This is a genomic window from Novosphingobium sp. FSW06-99 (genome assembly GCF_001519065.1).
GTDB lineage: Bacteria > Pseudomonadota > Alphaproteobacteria > Sphingomonadales > Sphingomonadaceae > Novosphingobium.
In genome coordinates, this window is record NZ_KQ954260.1 from 179,071 (window position 1) to 198,637 (window position 19,567).

Below are 19,567 nucleotides of genomic sequence, written 5' to 3' on the forward strand. Positions count from 1 at the left end.
CGGGGACCATTTTGGTTGGGGGTTTCTGGACAGACCATGCGTGAAATTTGATCCATCTCCTTGTGTGGCGAAAATGCCACACTACCTTGGGTGGCAAAGGAGGAACCTGTTTCCATGAACCTCGAAAAATTCACCGACCGCGCCAAGGGCTTTTTGCAGGCGGCGCAGACGCTGGCGATCCGGCTCAACCATCAACGCATCACCCCCGAACATGTGCTCAAGGTGTTGCTCGAAGACAGCGAAGGGATGGCCAGCGGCCTGATCCAGCGCGCCGGGGGCAATGCCGTGCTGGCACAGGCCGAAGTGGACCGCGCGCTGACGCGTATTCCCGCGGTCAGCGGATCGGGCGCGCAGGCCTCGCCGGGGCTCGACAACGATACCGTGCGCCTGCTCGACCAGGCCGAACAGATCGCGACGAAATCGGGCGACAGCTATGTCACCGTCGAACGCATTCTGGTGGCGCTGACGCTCGCCACTACGACGGCGGCTGGGCAGGCGTTGAAGGACGCCAATGTGACTGCGCCCGCGCTCGAGGCGGCGATTGCCGCGTTGCGTGGGGGCCGCAATGCCGACAGCGCGGGGGCCGAAAACGCCTATGACGCGATGAAGAAATATGCCCGCGACCTGACCGAGGCCGCGCGCGAGGGCAAGCTTGATCCGGTGATCGGTCGCGACGAGGAAATCCGCCGCACCATCCAGATTCTGGCCCGCCGCACCAAGAACAACCCCGCGCTGATCGGGGAACCGGGCGTGGGCAAGACCGCGATTGCCGAAGGGCTGGCGGTGCGCATCGCCAATGGCGATGTGCCCGAAAGCCTGCGCAACCGGCGGCTGATGGCGCTCGACATGGGCGCGTTGATCGCGGGGGCCAAATATCGCGGCGAATTCGAGGAACGGCTGAAGGCCGTGCTCGACGAAGTGAAGGGCGCCGAGGGCGAGATCATCCTGTTCATCGACGAAATGCACACGCTGATCGGCGCGGGCAAGACCGAAGGCACGATGGATGCCTCGAACTTGCTGAAACCCGCGCTGGCGCGCGGCGAACTGCATTGCATCGGCGCGACCACGCTCGACGAATACCAGAAATACATCGAAAAGGACCCCGCGTTGCAGCGGCGGTTCCAGCCGGTGTTCGTGGGCGAACCGACGGTCGAGGACACCATCTCGATCCTGCGCGGGATCAAGGAAAAGTACGAATTGCACCATGGCGTGCGCATCGCCGATGCGGCGATCGTGGCCGCCGCGACGCTGTCCAACCGCTATATCGCCGACCGTTTCCTGCCCGACAAGGCGATCGACCTGATGGATGAGGCCGCCAGCCGCATCCGCATGGAAGTGGAATCCAAGCCTGAAGAGATCGAAAATCTCGACCGGCGGATCATCCAGTTGAAGATCGAGGACATGGCACTGGCCAAGGAAACCGATGCCGCGTCGAAAGACCGGCTGACGGCCTTGCGCGCGGAACTGGCCAATCTGGAACAGCAATCGGCCGAATTGACCACCCGCTGGCAGAACGAACGCGACAAGATCGCTGCCGAAGGAAAGATCAAGGAAGCGCTCGATGCTGCGCGCAACGAACTGGAACAGGCGCAGCGCCAGGGCGACCTCGGTCGTGCGGGCGAACTGGCCTATGGCCGCATTCCCGAGCTCGAACGCCAGATTGCCGAGGCGCAGAGCCAGGCGCACAATGCCCTGCTGCGCGAGGAAGTGACCGCCGAGGATATCGCCGGGGTGGTCAGCCGCTGGACCGGCATCCCGGTCGATCGCATGCTGGAAGGCGAACGCCAGAAACTGCTCAATATGGAGGCCGCGCTGGGCGCGCGGGTGATCGGGCAGAGCGATGCCGTGGCCGCCGTGTCAAAGGCGGTGCGGCGTGCGCGGGCGGGGTTGCAGGACCCCAACCGGCCGCTGGGCAGTTTCCTGTTCCTCGGCCCCACCGGCGTCGGCAAGACCGAATTGACCAAGGCGCTGGCCGGGTTCCTGTTTGATGACGACAACGCGATGGTGCGCATCGACATGTCGGAATTCATGGAAAAGCACAGCGTCAGCCGGTTGATCGGCGCACCTCCGGGCTATGTCGGCTATGACGAAGGCGGCGTGCTGACCGAAGCGGTGCGGCGGCGGCCCTATCAGGTCGTGCTGTTCGACGAAGTCGAAAAGGCCCATGCCGATGTGTTCAACGTGCTGTTGCAGGTGCTCGACGACGGGCGCCTGACCGACGGGCAGGGGCGGCAGGTCGATTTCACCAACACGCTGATTATCCTGACCAGCAATCTGGGTAGCCAATATCTGGCCGCGCTGGACGAAGATCAGGATGTCGCGCTGGCCGAACCGCAAGTGATGGATGTGGTGCGCGCGCATTTCCGCCCCGAATTCCTCAACCGGCTGGACGAGATCATCCTGTTCCACCGGCTGGGTCAGGCGCATATGGCCCCGATCGTCGACTTGCAGATGGCGCGTGTGGCCGCGCTGCTGAAGGATCGCAAGATCACGCTCGATCTGTCGGAAGCGGCCAAGCGCTGGCTGGGGCGCGTGGGGTACGACCCGGTCTATGGCGCCCGCCCGCTCAAGCGCGCGGTGCTGCGTTATGTGCAGGACCCGCTGGCCGACATGCTGTTGGCGGGCGACATTCCCGACGGGCATGTCGTGCATATCGACGATGGCGAGGGCAAGCTGACGTTCTTGGTGGAATGAAATCTGCTCGAAAGCCCTTCCCCTGAAGGGGAGGGGGGAAGATTGGCAATCATTGCAGCTTGATATCAGTGCGGCTGCCCGATTTCGGGCAGCCGCATCGCCAGGGTATCGATGGCGTGTTGCAGGTGGACGGCGGCGCGCACTTCGCCGGCCAGATCGAGCAAGTCGATGGCCTGTTGCATCAGCACGGCGGCCTTCAGCAGCGTCGTGTCCTGGTCTTGCCGGTCAAACTGTTGGAACGCATTGTTCATCGCGGGGTCCGATAGCAGGAATCTGGGGGCATATCCTCATTGCAAAACTGCGTTACAGTCGGGTTCACGCGGCGCTAGGCTGAAACGCGATAGGGCATCATTTTTCTCGTCGTAGCGGCTTGCCAGCGTACGCCGGGTGCGGTGAGATGACACCATGACGATGGACCTTCCCCATTCCCTCCCGCTGACCCAATGGCCCGCCCGCACGCTGGTGGCCGCGATCGCCGCTCGGCAGGTTTCGTCGGTGGAGGTGACCAGCGCGTTTCTTGACCGGATCGAGGCGATCAATCCGCGCGTCAATGCGATCATCGCCATGCGCGACCGTGCCGACATTCTGGCCGACGCGGAACGGGCCGACCGGATGGTGGCGAGCGGTGCGCCGCTGGGCGTGCTGCACGGGCTGCCGCATGCGGTGAAGGATCTCGAACCGGTGGCGGGGCTGGCCTGGACGCAAGGGTCGCCGATCTTTGCGCGGCAGATCGCGCGCCACGACGGTCTGGTGGCCGAACGGTTGCGCCGCGCCGGGGTGATCTTTGTGGGCAAGACCAACACCCCCGAATTCGGGCTGGGCTCGCACAGTTTCAACCCGGTCTGGGGGGTGACGCGCAATCCGTGGAACTTGGCGCTGTCGGCGGGTGGCAGCAGCGGCGGCGCGGCGGCGGCGTTGGCGACCGACATGCTGCCATTGGCCGATGGCAGCGATTATGGCGGTTCGCTGCGCAATCCGGCGGGGTGGAACAACGTCTGCGGGTTTCGCACCAGTCTTGGGCGGATTGCCACCGAAGGCGCCGAGGACTGGCTGGTTTCGCCTGCCGTCACCGGGCCGATGGCGCGCGATGTGGGCGATCTGGCGCTGATGCTGTCGGTGATGGCCGGGTGGGACGCGCGTATGCCGCTGGCCATGCAATCCGATGCGGCGCCGCTGCGTGCGGTCGAACCTGTGGCGATGAAGGGCCTGCGGATCGCCTGGTCGGGCGATTTCGGTGGGCAAGTGCCGTTCGACCCCGGCGTGCTCGATGTCGCGCGGCAGGCGGTCGATCGCTTCGCCGCAATGGGCGCGCATGTCGAACAGGCGGTGCCCGACTTTCCCGTTGCCGAAGTCTGGCGCGCGTTTGTCGGCCTGCGCCATTTTCACAGCGGCGCGGGGATGCTGCCGCTGTACAACGATCCCGCCACGCGGCGCCTGTTGAAGCCCGAGGCGCTGTGGGAGATCGAGCGCGGGTTTGCGCTGTCGGCTTATGATGTCGCCGCGCTGTCGGCGATCCGCACCGGCTGGAGCCGCGCGGTCGCCGCGTTCCTGTGCCGCTACGACGTGTGGATCGTCCCCACCGCGCAGGTCTTTCCGTTCCCGGTCGAACAGCACTGGCCCACGGTGGTGGGCGGGCAGGCGATGCAGACCTACCACGAATGGATGCAGGCGGTGTGTCTGGTGACGATGGCGGGCTGCCCTGCGCTGGCCGTGCCTGCCGGGTTCAGCGCCACGGGCCTGCCGATGGGGGTGCAGATCGTCGCGCCGATCCATGGCGAGGCGACGTGTCTGGCGGTGGCGGCGGCCTATGAGGCGGCCGCCGCCGATCTGTTCAGAACCCGGCCGGCGGTGTGACGCCGTAATCGGCCCAGATCGTATCGATTTCGGGCCGCGTGCTGCGCGCGCGTGACAGATCGGCCAGCGCGCGGTTGCGATCGCCCAGCCGGGCCCAGGCGATGCCCCGGCCATAGAGCGAACTGACCAGATCGGGCGAATGGCGCAGCGCCGCCGAATAGTCGGCAATCGCACCTTTGGCATCGTTGGAGCGCAACCGCACCAGACCCCGGCTGTCGAGATATGCGGGGGTGCCTTCGGCCAGTTTCAGTGCGGCATCGCAATCGGCCAGCGCGCTGTCGAGTGCGACATTGCGCGTGGCCTTGAACCAGCACACCAGATTGAGCGCGCTGGCATCGCCGGGGTGTTTCGCGGTGGTGTCCTGCGCCAGTTTGAGCGCGGCTTCCGCTTCGCCACGCTTGGCCATCAGATCGAGCTGCAATCCGGTCAGCGCCAGATTGTCGGGTTTGAGCGCGCTGGCCTGGGTCAGCGCGCGTGCGGCGACATCCAACTGCCCGGTGGTGATCGCGCCTTGCGCGCGCAGCATGAACGCGCCCGCATTTTTGGGATCACGTTTCAGCGCGGCGGCAATGTCTGCCTCGCGCCGCGCGGTATCGGTCAGCGGCAGCAATTCAGCGTGGATGAGATAGTCCTGCGCGCCCGGATTGTGCGCCAGCAAATAGTCGGCATCGGCCAGCGCGCCAGCCATGTCGCCAGTCTCTTCGCGCACCGTGATGCGCAGCACGCGGGTCTGGCGATCGTCGGGGGCGTGTTCGATTGCCTTGTCGGCGGCATCGAGCGCATCGGCGCGGCGGCCAACCCCCGCCAGTGCCATCGCGCGCAGTGCGGCAATCGGCAGATCGGGAATGATTGCTTGCGCCGCGTCGAAATCGGCCAGCGCCAGCACCGGGTGATCCAGTTCCAGATGGGCGGAACCGCGCCCGATCAGCGCGTTGAGATCGCCATGGTTGGCGTCGAGCACTTTGGTATAGGCGGCCAGCGCCCCGGCATAGTCGCCCCGCCGCAACAGCACCGCACCGCGCGCCGACCAGGCCAGCCAGCGTTGTCCGTCGGCGGCGGTCTTGGCCGCCAGCACAGTGTCGGCTTCGGCCAGTGCACGCGTATCGTCGTGTCCTTCGCGCGCCAGCGCCAGCGCCAGCACGCCATGGGCCATTGTCAGATCGGGATCGAGTGACAGCGCGGCGGTGGCTTCGGCAATGGCCGATGCCGCATCGTTGCGGTCGAGCAGCACTGCGCCGTTCTGCATATGCGCACGGGCCAGCGCCACTTTGTCTGCGGCCAGCGCCTGAAAATCGGCCGCGGTGCGCAGATAGCCATCGGGCAGATGGATGAACACGCCCTCGTCGGCGAGATCCTGCATCGCGCTGTGCACGCCGTCTGCCTCGGCGGCGGGCAATTCGGATTTGAGCGAGCGGGTGTCGTTGTCCATCGTCACCACGCCGTTGGCCATGGTGACCGTGCGGTGAAAGGCATAGAGCCCGCCCACCGTGCGATCGACATCCCTGGCTTGCAGCGTAAAGCCTTCGCCGTGCCGGGGCAGGATCACCGTTTCATGATTGGCCCACCATTCGGGATGGGGAAACGCGAACGGCGCATCGGGCAGCAAGTCGCCATCGCGGGTGGTGTCGAATTTCCATCCCACCCTCGCACGATCGAGTTCGTACCAGCGTGATGATCCGCTGAGCGACCAGTCCATCCTGGCCCGCCCGCGCAAGGTGATCACAAAATCGCCGCCGGGTTCCTCCTGCCGCGCCGCGACCGTGTCGGGGGTGATGAAATCATAGGTGTCGTGCCACAGCTTTTTCAGGCTGTGATCGAGGTCTGCGCTCGACAGCCCGGCATATTTCATCCGCATCGTCGCGCCGTCTTCGCCGTGAAAACGCATTTCGGCGCTGGCCTTGGCCGGCGCCTCGATCCCGGCCGAGGCGTCGAGGGTCAGGCTGGTGACGTTTTGCGGGGCAGTCGGCGGCGGCGGAATCATGGCGATCAGCGCACTGCCCTCGGTGGTGGCGGGCAGGCCCACGCCGTAATTGGGCATTTCCAGACGATCGAGATGCGTATCGCCCTGGCGCGTGCCATCGAGCCAGTAGCTCTTGCCGCCGATTGTTGCCTCGACAATCACATGGTCGAACCCGGCCATTGTCGGCAGGCGATGCGCGGTGGCATCGCCATCCTGCGTGTTGACCAGCACCGGGCGCGCGGCGATGCCCAGGCCATGCAGCAGCGCGATCAGCAGCGCGGTCTTGCCCTTGCAATCGCCATAGCGGCGTTGCCAGGTCTGGTCGGCGGGCGCGGGGACAAAGCCGCCATCATCGATGCCGACGAACAGATAGCGCACTTGTTCTTCGGCCAGTGCCAGTGCCAGTTCGGCCCGGCGCACCGGATCGGGCGAAGCGGCGGCGATGCGCGCGATTTCTGCATGGAGCGGACTGTTGGCGGGCAATGTCGCGGCGGCGTCGAACAAGCCGGCAAACCGGCGCGACACCGCCGGCCAGTCGGCAAATTCGCTCAGTTCGACCAGATTGACAAAGCCATAGCGCGACGGGGCATGGGATGGACCATGGTGGGTCAGCACATTGGTCAGGTCGGTCAGCAGTTCGATCTGTCCGCCGGTTTCGGTCCGTTTGGGCTGCACGACGCCGGGCGCGGCCCGCCATTGCACCTGGCGCGCGTCGGGCCAGGTGATCCGCAGGCGATAACGCCCGTATGACCAGCCATCCTGCGGACCATAAAGCCCCTCGGCGCGCCCGCCGGTCGCAGGATCGCGCCGCACGATGGTATAGGCCAGATCGATCACATCACCCAGCCGCAAGTCTTCGGGCTGTTGCGACGCGGTCAATTCACCGTCGAGCGTGGCGTTTTCCAGGTTCTTTTCGCGCCGCACCACTTGCAGATGCGATCCATCGCCCAACAGATCGATCGTCTGGCCGTCGCGCAGTATGCGATAGCGGTGGATCGTCAATTGTTCGAGGCTGGGGTCCCAGTTGATCTGCAACGCGGCTGAATCGAGCCCTTGCGAGGTGGCAATGCGATAGATGTTGTCGCGATAGAGCGCGACTCCGCCATCGGTCAGGTGCGCCTGTTCGTCGGTCAGCAGAACGATCACCGATGAGCGTTCGGTCTGGTCAGGCGGCGGCGGGATCGTGGCGGGCAGCACCCAATCGGGCGGCGGCGCGATGGCCGGGCGAGGGGCGGCATCCGGCGCCACCGCGCCGAACGCGTTGACACCGCCGCCAAGCGCGGTGGCGCCAAGCAGGAGAATCGCACAGCGCAAAAGGGGACGTCGCATCGACGCCAGCCTAACCTGATCCCAAAGCGGGCGCCAGCATGTGGATCGACCGATTTACGCCCCGGCCAGCACCGCGTGGCTGAGCGCGAGCGCGGCCAGTGGCTGCACGCGTTCGGACATCGCCCTGGCATGCGCGGACGATGCGGTGCCGTCGATCACCCGTTTCTTGATGCCCTGGATGATCGCGGCCAGGCGGAAGAAGTTGTAGGCCAGATACCAGTCGATCTGCGGCACATTGCCGCGCCCGGTGCGCGCGCAATAATGCGCCACCACTTCATCGAGTTCGGGGATGCCCAGCGCCGCGCGGTCGAGATCCTTCACCCCCGAACGCCCGCCGTTGTCTTGCGCCCAGGCAGTGCAGAAATAGGTGAAATCGGCCAGCGGGTCGCCCAGTGTCGACAGTTCCCAGTCGAGCACGGCCAGCACTTTGGCCTCGTCGCGGGCAAAGATCATGTTGTCGATGCGGTAATCGCCGTGCACCACGCTGATGCGCATCTGTTCGGGCAGGGTTTGCGGCAACCATTCGATCAGCCGCTCCATTTCGGGCATCGTTTCGGTTTCCGACAGGCGATATTGCTTGGTCCAGCGATCGACCTGCCGCCCGAAATAGTTGCCCGGCTTGCCATAATCGCCAAGGCCCACCGCCTCCGGATCGACCGCATGGAGCGCGGCAAGCGTGTCGACCATCGCGAAATAGTGCGCGCGGCGTTCTGCGGGCGTGGCGCCGGGCATCGCACCGTCCCAGATCGTGCGGCCATCGACACAGCCCATCACATAGAACCACGATCCGATCACGGTCTCATCGAGGCACAGCCCATATTGCCGCGCCACCGGATAGCCGGTGGCCGACAGCGCCGCCTGCACTTTGTATTCGCGATCGACCGCATGGGCCGATGGCAGCAATTTGCCGAACGGCTTGCGGCGCAGCACATAGGGGCCCGAAGGCGCATCGATGCGATAGGTCGGGTTGGATTGCCCGCCCTTGAATTTCGACACCGACAACGGGCCGACAAAGCCTGCGACATGGTCGGCACACCAAGCGGTCAGCCGGGCTTCATCGAGCCGGTCGTCGCCTTCGGGCGGGACGGTGCCGGTAAACGCGGTCTGCGCGTCCATCGCCGGGGTCTGGGTCATGGGCTGTGGTCCTCAGCTATCGAACACGATCACCGAACGCGCCGAATGGCCCGCCCGCATCTTGTCGAACCCGGCATTGATCGCGTCGAGCGGGATGCGTTCGGCGATGATCGTGTCGAGATCGAGCAACCCGCGCAGATAGAAATCGACCAGACGCGGCAGATCGACCGGGAACCGGTTGCCGCCCATGATCGCGCCTTGCAGTTTCTTGCCCGACAGCAGGTCCATCGCCGACAGACCGACTTTTTCGGCCAGCGGCATCATCCCCAGGATCGTCGCGGTGCCGCCCCGGCGCAAACTGGCGACCGCCAGGCTGGCCGACGCGGGACGACCGACCGCCTCGATGGCATGGTCGACGCCGCCTTTGGTCAGTTCGACTATCTGCTTGGCGGCATCGGGTGCGCTGGCATCGATCACGTCGGTCGCGCCCAGCTTGATGGCCAGATCGCGCTTTTCGGCGATCGGATCGGCGGCGATGATCCGCCCGGCGCCGGCGATTTTTGCCGCGTTGATCGTGGCCAGGCCCACCCCGCCGCAGCCGACCACCGCCACGGTTTCACCCGGCGTGACCTTGCAGGCGTTGAAGATCGTGCCCGCCCCGGTGGTGACCGCACAGCCGATGATCGCCGCGCGATCGAGCGGCATGTCGCGATTGATCGCAACGCAGGCATGTTCGTGGATCAGCATCAGTTCGGCAAACGCCGACAGATTGAGCATCTGGTTGACCGTGGCGCCATCGCTGTCGCGCGTCAGGCGTGGCGGCTGGCTGGACGAACGCCGGGTGTCGCCGCCCAGGCATAGCGCCATGCGCCCGGTCACGCAGAATTCGCAATGCCCGCAAAACGCCGACAGGCAGGTAACGACATGGTCGCCCTTTTTGACCGTGCGCACTTCGCTGCCGACGTCTTCAACCACGCCCGCCGCTTCGTGCCCGGCCACGCAGGGCATGGCGTGGGGGTACGACCCTTCGATGAAGTGCAGGTCGGAATGGCACAGCCCGCAGGCGGCGGTGCGGATCAGCACTTCATGCGGGCCGGGCTTGGCCACGCTCAGCGTCTCGATCACCAGCGGCGTGCCGGCTTGTTGCAGAACGGCGGCTCTCATCGCAACTTTCCCTCTTGTAAAGGACCATCCCCGCTTATGCCGGGCCGGTCGAAGCAGGCACCCCCACTTTGACCGGCGCGACATAAAGCGGGTCAAGGTTCAGCGTGCGACCCCCAGGTCGCCCGAGCTGAAGTCGGTCTTGTCGCCCGGCTTGTCGCTGTGACGGGCAAATTCGATGCGGGCGATCGCGCGGTTGTGCACTTCGTCGGGACCATCGGCCAGCCGCAGCGTGCGCTGATGGGCATAGGCTTCGGCCAGGCCGAAATCCTCGGACACGCCCGCGCCGCCATGCGCCTGGATGGCATCGTCGATGATCCGCAGTGCCATGTTGGGCGCCTGCACCTTGATCATCGCGATTTCCAGCGCCGCCGCCTTGTTGCCGACTTTGTCCATCATGTCCGCCGCCTTCAGGCAGAGCAGGCGGGTCATGTCGATATCGATGCGCGCGGCGGCGATACGCTGTTCCCAGATCGAATGTTCAGAGATTTTCTTGCCGAATGCGACCCGGCTTTGCAGGCGACGCGCCATCTTGGCGATCGCTTCCTCGGCCACGCCGATCGTGCGCATGCAGTGGTGGATGCGGCCCGGCCCGAGGCGCCCTTGCGCGATCTCGAACCCGCGCCCTTCGCCCAGCAGGATGTTTTCGACCGGCACGCGCACGTTGTTCAGCCGCACTTCCATGTGGCCATGCGGTGCATCGTCATAGCCGAACACCGGCAGATGGCGCACGATCTCGACACCGGGGGTGTCGGTGGGCACCAGCACCATCGATTGCTGCGAATGGCGCTTGGCGCCAAAATCGGTCTTGCCCATCACGATCAGGATCTTGCAGCGCGGATCGCCCAGACCCGATGACCACCATTTGCGGCCGTTGATCACATAATGGTCGCCATCGCGCGCAATCGAGGTTTCGACATTGGTGGCGTCCGACGAGGCGACTTGCGGTTCGGTCATCAAAAAGGCCGACCGGATACGCCCGTTCATCAAGGGTTCGAGCCATTCGTCCTTTTGCGCGCGCGTGCCATAGCGGTGCAGCACTTCCATGTTGCCGGTATCGGGCGCGGAGCAGTTGAACACCTCGCTGGCAAAGCCGATGCGGCCCATTTCCTCGGCGCAGAGCGCATATTCCAGATTGGTCAGGCCCGGGCCTTCGAATTGAAAGCTGTCATCGACATGATGATGGCCCGAATTGCGCGGGGGCATGAACAAGTTCCAGATCCCCGCCGCCTTGGCACGGGCCTTTTCCTCTTCGACCACTTGCAGCACTTTCCAGCGGTCGCCGGTACGCTGTTCCGCCTTGTAGTCGGCGTGGCGCGGGCGCACGCGGTTTTCGATGAAATCGCGCACGCGGTCGCGCCAGTACACTTGCCGTTCGGTCGGATCGAAATCCATCTCAGCCTCTCCCAGGCGCCCGCTTGGCGCCGAATCTGTTCGCGTTTAATCTATCGGTTAAATCTCTGCGCCAAGCCTTGCGCCAGATCAAGGTGGGCTTTGCGGACTTTGCGCAAATTGTTCCAGCATCTCGAAAATGCCAGGGCTGGCAGGGTCCCAGCTATGGCGCGGGCCGATGGTCAGCCCGCCATCGACCACCAGCGAGGTGCCCGTCACGAAACCGGCATTTTCGCTGGCGAGGAACAGCACCGCCTGGGCAATGTCGTCGCCCTGGCCGCCGCGCGCGACAGGCTGCGCGGCCTGCGACATGTGTGCAATGGCCGCCTTGGCCATCGTCTCGGCATCGCCCGACAGATCGAGCGCGCGGGTAAAGATGTTGGTGTTGATAAAGCCCGGCTGGACCGCCGCGACACGGATGCCGTGTTTGGCCAGATCGGCGGCGGCGACTTTGGTCAGGTGCAGCACGCCGGCCTTGGCCACGGCATAGGCGGTGGGCGAATAGCCCGGGCCGACCGCGGCCACGCTGCTGGTGTTGATGATCGCTGCGCCGCCGTTGCGAGTCGAGGCGCGGCCTTTCATGTGCGGCACGGCATAGCGGATGCCGAACGCCACCGAGCGCAGCAGCAGATCCATCGTGCGGTCCCACCCGGCGGGTTCGATCTCGTCGATCGGCGCACGATCGCCGCCTGCGCCGGCATTGTTGAACACCACGTCGATCCCACCGGTTTCGGCCGCCGCGCGGTCCATCAGCGCGCGGATATCTTCGGTGCTGGTGACATCGGCGACATGGGTGTGGATCACGCCGTTCGACGCGGCGGCCGTGGCGGCAAGCCCTTGCGCATCGATGTCGGCGGCATAGACTACGCCGCCTTCGCCCGCAAAGGCCAGTGCCGTGGCGCGCCCGATTCCCGACGCCGCGCCGGTGACGACCACCGTCTTGCCGGTGAAGCGTGATGTGCTGCTCATGGCCTGTGGCCCCTTTCCCGTACGTCGTCTTGTTGGCGGCAGACTGCGGCGCAAATCGGGGCGCGTCAACCGCCACGCGGTTTACGCTACGGCATGCGACACTTCCCAAAATGCCCGGAAATCCGGGCTTGCAGCACCCCGCGAGTCGCCTTAACCTCTCGTTTAAGAGAGGAGACAACGATGTCGGATCTGGACACATTCCGCGCGGAAATCCGCGCTTGGCTCGATGCCAATTGCCCCGCCGAGATGCGCAAACCCGTGCAGGATGAAGACGATGTCTGCTGGGGCGGGCGCAATTTCGTGTTCAAGAGCGAGGCGCAGAAGGTCTGGCTCGAACGCTGCGTCGCCAAGGGCTATACCGTGCCCGACTGGCCGCAGGCCTATGGCGGTGCCGGGCTGACCGCGCCGCAGGCGAAGATCTGGCGCGAGGAACTGGCGCGGATCGGTGCGCGCCCGCCATTGTCGAGCTTTGGCATCTGGATGCTGGGCCCCGCATTGCTCAAATTCGGCACCGAAGACCAGAAAGTGCACTATCTGGGCCAGATCGCGCGTGGCGAGATCCGCTGGTGCCAGGGCTATTCGGAACCCGGCTCGGGCTCTGACCTGGTGTCGCTGCAGACGTTCGGCGAAGATCGCGGCGATCACTGGGTGGTCAACGGCCAGAAGATCTGGACCAGCTATGCCGACAAGGCCGACTGGATTTTCTGCCTGGTGCGCACTGACAAGGCCAACAAGTATCAGGGCATCAGCTTCTTGTTGTTCGACATGACCACGCCGGGCGTGACGACCAAGCCGATCAAGCTGATCAGCGGCAATTCGCCGTTCTGCGAAACGTTCTTCGACAATGTCGTGGTGCCAAAGCACCAGATCGTTGGCGAATTGAACCGCGGCTGGGATGTGGCCAAGTATCTGCTCGGCCACGAGCGCGAGATGATCTCGGGCGCGGGCGGCGGCGAACGGCTCAATGCGATCGGCGCGGTGGTGCAGCGCCACGGCGGCATCGACAATCCGGTGCTGCGGGCCGAACTGGCGCAATTCGACATCGATGCGCTGGCTTATGCGGCGATGGGCGAAAAGTTCCTTGATGAGGCCAAAGTCGGCCGTGCGCATCCCGCGCAGCCCAACATGATGAAATATGCCGGGACCGAGCTCAACAAACGGCGCCATGAATTGCTGATGGCGGCGGGCGGCTCGACCGCGCTCGAATGGGACAGCCCGGCAACCCGTGGCGGCGCGGCCGCGCGCGGCTGGCTGCGCACCAAGGCCAATTCCATCGAGGGCGGCACCAGCGAAGTGATGCTCAACGTGGTTGCCAAGCGCATCCTCGATCTGCCGGGCGCCTGATTTCCTTTTCTGCGGAGAGCGACATGCCGCTGTACCATACCGAAGACCAGGCCATGCTGGCCGAAACCGTTACCGGCTTTATCGCCGATGAAGGTGCAATCAAGACCCAGTTGCGCCGCCTGCGCGACAGTGGCGACAGCGCGGGATATGATCCCGCGCTGTGGGCGCAATTTGCCGAAATGGGGCTGACCGGCATTCTGGTGTCCGAAGCCGATGGCGGGCTGGGGCTTGGCCATGTCGAAGCGGGCATTGTGCTGCGCGAGATTGGCCGCAATCTTACCCCGTCGCCTTTCCTGTCGACCGCCGTGGTTGGCGCCACCGCGCTTGGCGCGGCGTCCGACGATCTCAAGGGGCGCTATCTGCCCGGAGTGATCGCGGGCAAACAGGTGTTGGCGCTGGCGATCGACGAAGGCGCCAAGCACCGCCCCGAACGCATCGGCCTGCGCGCCGAACGCGCGGGCAACGGGTTCCGCCTGACCGGGGCCAAGCAATTCGTGGTGCATGGCGCGACCGCCGATGCGCTGATCGTGGCGGCGCGCACGGCGGGCAGCGACAGCGATGACGACGGGGTGACGTTGTTTGCGGTGCCGCGCGATGCAGCGGGCATTGGTCACAACGCGGTGCGGCTGGTCGACAGTGCGATCGCCAGCCATGTCACGTTTGACGGGGTGGATGTCGATGGCGGCGCGGTAATCGGCGAAGTCGATGGCGGCCGCGCGCTGCTGAACCAGGTGCTGGCGGCCGGGCGCATCGGCGCGGCGGCCGAACTGACCGGGGTGGGCATCGGCGCCTTTGCCCGGACCACCGATTACCTGAAGACCCGCAAGCAGTTCGGCAAGCTGATCGGCGAATTCCAGGCCTTGCAGCACCGCGCCGCGCATCTCTATGCAGAGCTGGAAATCGCCGATGCGGCGGTGATCAAGACGCAGCAACTGCTCGATGGCGGATCATCGCAGGCCGATCTGATGGTCAGCGTGGCCAAGGCCAAGGCCAGCCGCGCGACCAATCTGGCGGTGCGCGAAGGGGTGCAGATGCATGGCGGCGTCGGTATGACCGACGAATTCGACATCGGCCTGTTCATGAAGCGCGATCGCGCGCTGGCCGAATTCCTCGGCGATGCCAGCTATCACGCCGACCGCGTTGCCACGTTGTCGGGTTATTAAGGATCAGAACGATGGATTTTTCCAAACTTTTCAGCCTGGAAGGCCGAGTTGCCGTGGTCACCGGCGGGTCGCGCGGGATTGGCGCGATGATTGCCGAGGGGTTCCTCGCGGCAGGGGCGGAGCGCGTCTATATCACCGCGCGCAAGGCCGAAGTGGTGGCCGAAACGGCCGCCCGGCTGGGCAGCCGCTGCATCGCCTTGCCCGGCGACATTTCCTCGACCGCCGGGCTCGATGCACTGGTGCAGGACTTGTCCGAACGTGAAAGCAGCCTCGACATCCTGGTCAACAACGCCGGGGTCGCGTGGGGCGCCGATTTTGACGTGTTCCCCGAAATGGGCTGGGACAAAGTGATGAACCTCAACGTCAAGACGTTGTTTTTCCTCACCCAGAAACTGCACCCCCTGCTCAAGGCGGCGGCCAGCGTGGACCGCCCGGCCAAAGTGATCAACATCGCCTCAGTCGACGGGCTGCGCATCAATCCGTGGGAGACGTATTCGTATCAGGCGTCGAAGGCGGCGGTGGTCCACCTGACCAAGCGCATGGCCGCGCGGCTGATTACCGACAATATCGTCGCCAGTTGCATCTGCCCCGGCGCGTTCCCGTCGGAAATGAACAAGGCGGCCAAGCTGGCCCCCGAAAAGTCGGCGGCGGGCATCCCGTCAAAGCGGGTCGGCACGATCGAAGACATGGCCGGTGGTGCGATCTACCTGGCCAGCCGGGCAGGCGACTATATCGTCGGTACCCCGCTGCCGATCGACGGCGGTATCGTCAACGGCTGGATCCCGAGCGAATTCACCGATCCATCTGGACATTGAGGGCGCGGAATTGAGGCGCAGGGCAGGGTGCCGCTCAGCGCGCCCTGCCCGTCAATGTCAGTATCCAGAAATCGGGCGGGGCGTTGAGGCGGATCGGGGGGATCGTTGCCGCGCCCACCCCGCCGGTGGTCACCACCAATTGCGTGCCCAGATGCGCGATCCCGCAGCGCAGTTCGGGGGGAAAGCGCTGCATGCCGTTGGGCACGTCGTACGAATTGTCCCAACCGGGCAGGACAACTTGCCCGCAATGGGTATGGCCGACCAGAATCAGCGGAATGTCGGTGCGGGTCTGGCCGGGGAAGGGCGGGGCATGGGTCATCAGCACGGGAAAGCCGCCCATCGCGCGGGCCTGTGCCAGCACCGGCCCGACATCGGACCAGGTGTCGGCAAACATGTCCATGCCGATCAGCGCGATGGGGCCAATGCGTTCGGCGCGGTTGTGCAGCACATCGATGCCCGCCATGCGCAGCGCGAAATCGACATAGCGGCGCGAACTGCCCTCATCATGGTTGCCCAGCACGGCGTGAACGCCCAGCGGGGCACGCAGCCGGGATAGCGGTGCAACCAATGCCCAGGGGTGAAAATCCCAGCTTCGGCTGCCTGTCCCGTTGACGAAATCACCCGCGATCAGGATGGCGTCGGGATGTTGTGCGTTGATCTGGTCGACCACGCGGTTCAATCGCCAGGTCGGCGTGGCCAGATTGCCGACATGGATGTCGGACAGCAGCGCCACGCGCAGCGCAGGCGTGCGCGGATCGACGCCCGGCAGCACGATCTGCGCCCGGCGCACCACCGGGTCGGACCGGGCCTCGAGCAACCCGCGGAGCGCAACTGCGCCCAGCAGGCAAAGCACAAGGCCGAGCAAGCGGCGGCGAAGCGATCTCATCACCGGGGCGCTTTGCGCAGGGTTCAGCCGCGCGTCAATTCCCTTACAAAATCAATCAATCCGGTCTGGCGTTTGCGTCGCATGCGTTCGGCGGCGAGGATCTGGCGCACTTTTTCGAAACAAGTGTCGACATCGTCGTTGACCACGACGTAGTCATAGGCATCCCAGTGGCTGATTTCCGCCTGCGCGCGCGCCATGCGGGCGGCAATCACGTCTTCGCTGTCGGTGCCGCGCCCTTCCAGACGGCGGCGCAACTCGTCCAGACTGGGCGGCAGGATGAACACCCGCACCACGTCGGCCTCGGCCTTTTGATGCAATTGCTGGGTGCCCTGCCAGTCGATGTCGAACAGGAAATCCTGCCCAGCCTTCAATCCGTTGCGGATCTGTCCCTTGGGCGTGCCATAGGCATTGCCGAACACGCGCGCCCATTCATAGAATTCGCCCGCTTCGACCATGCGATCGAATGCGTCGGGCGAAATGAAATGATAATCGCGCCCGTCGACCTCGCCGGGGCGCATCGGGCGCGTAGTGGCCGAAACCGACAGGCCCAGTTCGGGCTCGACGGTCAGCAGCTTGCGCGCGATGGTGGTCTTGCCGGCGCCCGATGGCGAGGACAGGATGAACATCAACCCGCGCCGGTGCAGCGCGTCGTTCTGGTTTTGCGGTTCGGTCATGGGCGCAAGTGGCAAACCACCGGGGGGGTGGTCAAGCGCTGTTATCGTCATCGGGTTTCGGCAGCGCCGCTTTCGCCTGCGCTGCCCGCGTGATTTTTGCCTGCGCTTCACGCGCGATGCGCCGATCACGCAGTGTCTTGGCCAGCAATCCGCCGCCAACCAGGATCGCGCCGGGCACCGATCGCCGCGCCACTTCGGCCATGACCGTGCCGATCACCGTTTCGCCCAGCGTCGCGCCGCGAATCACCCGCCCTGTCCTGGCCGGCTTGCCGTTCAGCAACCCGCGTTCCACCCCGCGCCGCACCAGCCGTTCGCCCGCGCGCAACGCCAGGTCGGCCAGAATCACGCTGAGCAGCGGCGTCAGCGACGGCGTGGCGCTGTCTGCCGGCGGTGTGGGCGGTTTTTTCTTGAACAGTGCCATGGCCCGCCTCCTGTCTGCGGTCCGGGCAGTTGGCTACTTCTTGCGGCCGAAATCAACCGTTACCACGTTCGAACCGTCATCGGCGGTGGCTGGCGGGGTGTCGGGCGTGTCGTTTTCGGCACTGTCGTGCAATTCGTCATCCAGATCGCCCGCCGCCTGGAACTGCAGGCCGAAATCGACCGCCGGATCGACAAACGCGGTGATCGCGCTGAACGGAATGATCAGCGTGGCTGGCACCTGGCTGAACGACAGGCCCACGGTAAAGCCGGTGTCGGTGACTTTCAGATCCCAGAACTTGTTTTGCAGGACGATGGTCATTTCGTCGGGAAAACGTTCCTTCAGCCGGTTGGGGATGTTCACCCCCGGGGCGGCAGTCTTGAACGTGATATAGAAATGGTGGCTGCCGGGCAGCACGCCGCCCGAACTTTCAACCTGGCCAAGCACGCGGCCGACCACGGCGCGCAGCGCTTCCTGCACGATTTCGTCATAAGGGATCAGGCTGTCAGGGGCTTCGCTCATCGCACAGGGAAATGACGCCGCACGCGCCACGGGTCAAGCGCCGATTAAGTGTTCCGTGCGGGAACTGTCGATTGATTTGCGTCTTTGTAGGCTTATAGGCCTCTGGTCATGCGCACAGGAACGATCGCCCGCACCACTGCCGAAACCGATATTGCTGTCACCGTCAATCTCGACGGTACCGGCCTCTATGACGTGTCGACCGGCATCGGCTTTCTCGATCACATGATCGAACAGTTCAGCCGCCATTCGCTGATTGATGTTTCGCTGCGGGTCAAAGGCGATCTGCATGTCGATCAGCATCACACCACCGAAGACAGCGCGATCGCGCTGGGGCAGGCGATCCACCAGGCGCTTGGCGACAAGAAGGGCATTGCCCGTTATGGCGAAGCGCATGCCCCGATGGATGAAGCGCTGGCCCGTGTCGCGCTCGATATTTCGGGGCGCCCGGTGCTGGTGTGGAACGCCACGTTCACCCAGCCGCGCCTGGGCGAAATGGATACCGAACTGTTTGAACACTGGTTTCAATCGGTGTCGCAGGCCGCGGGCATCACGCTGCACATCGCCTGTCTCTATGGCAGCAACAACCACCATGTGATCGAAGGCATTTACAAGGGTTTTGCCCGCGCGATGCGTCAGGCCGTGGCGATCGACCCGCGCAAGGGCGATGCCGTGCCGTCGACCAAGGGGCAACTGGGTGGCTGAGGTTACCGCGCTGATCGATTACGGCGCGGGCAATTTGCGGTCGGTCGCCAATGCCCTGCGCGCTGCCGGTGGCGAGGGCGTGGTGATCACCGCCGATCCCGATGTTGTGCGCGGCGCAGACCGCATCGTGTTGCCCGGTGTCGGTGCGTTTCGCGCGTGCATCGGCGCGCTGCGCGGCGTGCCTGGCCTGGTCGAGGCGATGACCGAGCGGGTGCAGGTGGGTGGCGTGCCGTTTCTGGGCATCTGCGTCGGCATGCAACTGCTCGCCACGCGCGGGATCGAATTCGGCGTGACCGCCGGGCTCGACTGGATCGGCGGCGAAGTGCGACCGATCGTGGCGAGCGACCCCGCGATCAAAGTGCCGCACATGGGCTGGAACGATGTCGTGCCGCGCGTCGATGGCTTGATCGCGCCGGGCGAGGCCTATTTCCTGCACTCCTATCATTTCGTGCCCGATCACGCCGATCATGTCGCGGCCAGCAGCGATCATGGCGGCGCGCTGGTGGCGGCGGTGGCGCGCGACACCGTGCTGGGCGTGCAGTTCCACCCCGAAAAGAGCCAGGCATACGGGCTGAGCCTGCTCGCCCGCTTCCTGGCCTGGAAACCTTGA

17 protein-coding genes are annotated in these 19,567 nt (G+C 65.0%); 7 read left to right on the top strand and 10 right to left on the bottom strand.

From position 1 onward, the window contains the following. The first annotated feature begins 114 nt into the window (after positions 1 to 114). Positions 115 to 2,694 (top strand): ATP-dependent chaperone ClpB, encoded by a 2,580-nt coding sequence (gene clpB / locus AQZ49_RS16825; protein WP_067618248.1) that lies wholly within the window; start codon positions 115 to 117, stop codon positions 2,692 to 2,694. A gap of 65 nt (positions 2,695 to 2,759) precedes the next feature. Here the strand turns inward: clpB and AQZ49_RS16830 are convergent, their stop codons facing one another. Further along, complete coding sequence (locus AQZ49_RS16830; RefSeq protein WP_067618251.1) at positions 2,760 to 2,945, bottom strand: hypothetical protein; 186 nt, start codon at positions 2,943 to 2,945, stop codon at positions 2,760 to 2,762. Positions 2,946 to 3,099: 154 nt separating this feature from the next. Here AQZ49_RS16830 and AQZ49_RS16835 point away from each other — a divergent pair, with 154 nt between their 5' ends. Next, positions 3,100 to 4,548: an amidase gene (locus AQZ49_RS16835; protein ID WP_156428357.1), complete on the top strand. Its 1,449-nt coding sequence runs from the start codon at positions 3,100 to 3,102 to the stop codon at positions 4,546 to 4,548. Here the strand turns inward: AQZ49_RS16835 and AQZ49_RS16840 are convergent. The 5 genes from AQZ49_RS16840 to AQZ49_RS16860 form a co-directional block, all read right to left on the bottom strand. After that, positions 4,526 to 7,837 carry a DUF3857 domain-containing protein gene (locus AQZ49_RS16840; protein WP_082701854.1) on the bottom strand — a complete coding sequence of 1,104 codons (3,312 nt, stop codon included), beginning with the start codon at positions 7,835 to 7,837 and terminating at the stop codon, positions 4,526 to 4,528. The genes AQZ49_RS16835 and AQZ49_RS16840 overlap by 23 nt on opposite strands. Positions 7,838 to 7,891: 54 nt before the next feature. After that, positions 7,892 to 8,971, bottom strand: a complete 1,080-nt coding sequence (locus tag AQZ49_RS16845; RefSeq protein WP_156428358.1) for a phosphotransferase family protein — start codon at positions 8,969 to 8,971, stop codon at positions 7,892 to 7,894. Between the two features lie 12 nt (positions 8,972 to 8,983). Further along, positions 8,984 to 10,075 carry a Zn-dependent alcohol dehydrogenase gene (locus tag AQZ49_RS16850; protein ID WP_067618256.1) on the bottom strand — a complete coding sequence of 364 codons (1,092 nt, stop codon included), beginning with the start codon at positions 10,073 to 10,075 and terminating at the stop codon, positions 8,984 to 8,986. Between the two features lie 99 nt (positions 10,076 to 10,174). Beyond that, positions 10,175 to 11,467 (bottom strand): acyl-CoA dehydrogenase family protein, encoded by a 1,293-nt coding sequence (locus AQZ49_RS16855; RefSeq protein ID WP_067618259.1) that lies wholly within the window; start codon positions 11,465 to 11,467, stop codon positions 10,175 to 10,177. Positions 11,468 to 11,554: 87 nt separating this feature from the next. Continuing rightward, a complete protein-coding gene (locus AQZ49_RS16860; protein WP_067618262.1) occupies positions 11,555 to 12,433 on the bottom strand; it encodes an SDR family NAD(P)-dependent oxidoreductase in 879 nt (292 codons plus the stop codon). Positions 12,434 to 12,613: 180 nt separating this feature from the next. Here AQZ49_RS16860 and AQZ49_RS16865 point away from each other — a divergent pair, with 180 nt between their 5' ends. Genes AQZ49_RS16865 through AQZ49_RS16875 form a run of 3 tightly spaced genes read left to right on the top strand, consistent with a single transcriptional unit; the run spans position 12,614 to position 15,755 of the window. Continuing rightward, entirely contained in the window at positions 12,614 to 13,777 is a 1,164-nt protein-coding gene (locus AQZ49_RS16865; protein ID WP_067618265.1) for an acyl-CoA dehydrogenase family protein, read from the top strand. Positions 13,778 to 13,800: 23 nt separating this feature from the next. Beyond that, the gene (locus AQZ49_RS16870) at positions 13,801 to 14,940 is read left to right on the top strand and encodes an acyl-CoA dehydrogenase family protein (RefSeq protein WP_067618268.1); all 1,140 of its coding nucleotides are present in this window, start codon (positions 13,801 to 13,803) and stop codon (positions 14,938 to 14,940) included. 11 nt (positions 14,941 to 14,951) lie between these two features. After that, the gene (locus AQZ49_RS16875; protein WP_067618271.1) at positions 14,952 to 15,755 is read left to right on the top strand and encodes an SDR family oxidoreductase; all 804 of its coding nucleotides are present in this window, start codon (positions 14,952 to 14,954) and stop codon (positions 15,753 to 15,755) included. Positions 15,756 to 15,789: 34 nt separating this feature from the next. On the opposite strand, the gene AQZ49_RS16880 is transcribed toward AQZ49_RS16875, so the two are convergent. The 4 genes from AQZ49_RS16880 to AQZ49_RS16895 are packed head-to-tail and all read right to left on the bottom strand — an operon-like array spanning position 15,790 to position 18,255. Further along, positions 15,790 to 16,641 carry a metallophosphoesterase gene (locus tag AQZ49_RS16880; RefSeq protein ID WP_067618273.1) on the bottom strand — a complete coding sequence of 284 codons (852 nt, stop codon included), beginning with the start codon at positions 16,639 to 16,641 and terminating at the stop codon, positions 15,790 to 15,792. Positions 16,642 to 16,664: 23 nt separating this feature from the next. Beyond that, entirely contained in the window at positions 16,665 to 17,315 is a 651-nt protein-coding gene (gene gmk, locus AQZ49_RS16885) for a guanylate kinase (RefSeq protein ID WP_067618276.1), read from the bottom strand. A gap of 31 nt (positions 17,316 to 17,346) precedes the next feature. Then, a complete protein-coding gene (locus AQZ49_RS16890; RefSeq protein ID WP_067618279.1) occupies positions 17,347 to 17,736 on the bottom strand; it encodes a hypothetical protein in 390 nt (129 codons plus the stop codon). A gap of 33 nt (positions 17,737 to 17,769) precedes the next feature. Further along, positions 17,770 to 18,255 (bottom strand): SspB family protein, encoded by a 486-nt coding sequence (locus tag AQZ49_RS16895; protein ID WP_067618282.1) that lies wholly within the window; start codon positions 18,253 to 18,255, stop codon positions 17,770 to 17,772. A gap of 108 nt (positions 18,256 to 18,363) precedes the next feature. Here AQZ49_RS16895 and hisB point away from each other — a divergent pair, with 108 nt between their 5' ends. Further along, the gene (gene hisB, locus AQZ49_RS16900) at positions 18,364 to 18,957 is read left to right on the top strand and encodes an imidazoleglycerol-phosphate dehydratase HisB (protein WP_067618285.1); all 594 of its coding nucleotides are present in this window, start codon (positions 18,364 to 18,366) and stop codon (positions 18,955 to 18,957) included. Continuing rightward, on the top strand, positions 18,950 to 19,567 hold the full coding sequence (gene hisH, locus AQZ49_RS16905; RefSeq protein ID WP_082701855.1) for an imidazole glycerol phosphate synthase subunit HisH: 618 nt from the start codon (positions 18,950 to 18,952) through the stop codon (positions 19,565 to 19,567). The genes hisB and hisH overlap by 8 nt, the downstream gene beginning before the upstream one ends.

Excerpts from the sequence above, each read along its gene's own strand:
- clpB (WP_067618248.1), top strand. The coding sequence starts at position 115 with ATGAACCTCGAAAAATTCACCGACCGCGCCAAGGGCTTTTTGCAGGCG.
- AQZ49_RS16830 (WP_067618251.1), bottom strand. The coding sequence starts at position 2,945 with ATGAACAATGCGTTCCAACAGTTTGACCGGCAAGACCAGGACACGACG.
- AQZ49_RS16835 (WP_156428357.1), top strand. The coding sequence starts at position 3,100 with ATGACGATGGACCTTCCCCATTCCCTCCCGCTGACCCAATGGCCCGCC.
- AQZ49_RS16840 (WP_082701854.1), bottom strand. The coding sequence starts at position 7,837 with ATGCGACGTCCCCTTTTGCGCTGTGCGATTCTCCTGCTTGGCGCCACC.
- AQZ49_RS16845 (WP_156428358.1), bottom strand. The coding sequence starts at position 8,971 with ATGACCCAGACCCCGGCGATGGACGCGCAGACCGCGTTTACCGGCACC.
- AQZ49_RS16850 (WP_067618256.1), bottom strand. The coding sequence starts at position 10,075 with ATGAGAGCCGCCGTTCTGCAACAAGCCGGCACGCCGCTGGTGATCGAG.
- AQZ49_RS16855 (WP_067618259.1), bottom strand. The coding sequence starts at position 11,467 with ATGGATTTCGATCCGACCGAACGGCAAGTGTACTGGCGCGACCGCGTG.
- AQZ49_RS16860 (WP_067618262.1), bottom strand. The coding sequence starts at position 12,433 with ATGAGCAGCACATCACGCTTCACCGGCAAGACGGTGGTCGTCACCGGC.
- AQZ49_RS16865 (WP_067618265.1), top strand. The coding sequence starts at position 12,614 with ATGTCGGATCTGGACACATTCCGCGCGGAAATCCGCGCTTGGCTCGAT.
- AQZ49_RS16870 (WP_067618268.1), top strand. The coding sequence starts at position 13,801 with ATGCCGCTGTACCATACCGAAGACCAGGCCATGCTGGCCGAAACCGTT.
- AQZ49_RS16875 (WP_067618271.1), top strand. The coding sequence starts at position 14,952 with ATGGATTTTTCCAAACTTTTCAGCCTGGAAGGCCGAGTTGCCGTGGTC.
- AQZ49_RS16880 (WP_067618273.1), bottom strand. The coding sequence starts at position 16,641 with ATGAGATCGCTTCGCCGCCGCTTGCTCGGCCTTGTGCTTTGCCTGCTG.
- gmk (WP_067618276.1), bottom strand. The coding sequence starts at position 17,315 with ATGACCGAACCGCAAAACCAGAACGACGCGCTGCACCGGCGCGGGTTG.
- AQZ49_RS16890 (WP_067618279.1), bottom strand. The coding sequence starts at position 17,736 with ATGGCACTGTTCAAGAAAAAACCGCCCACACCGCCGGCAGACAGCGCC.
- AQZ49_RS16895 (WP_067618282.1), bottom strand. The coding sequence starts at position 18,255 with ATGAGCGAAGCCCCTGACAGCCTGATCCCTTATGACGAAATCGTGCAG.
- hisB (WP_067618285.1), top strand. The coding sequence starts at position 18,364 with ATGCGCACAGGAACGATCGCCCGCACCACTGCCGAAACCGATATTGCT.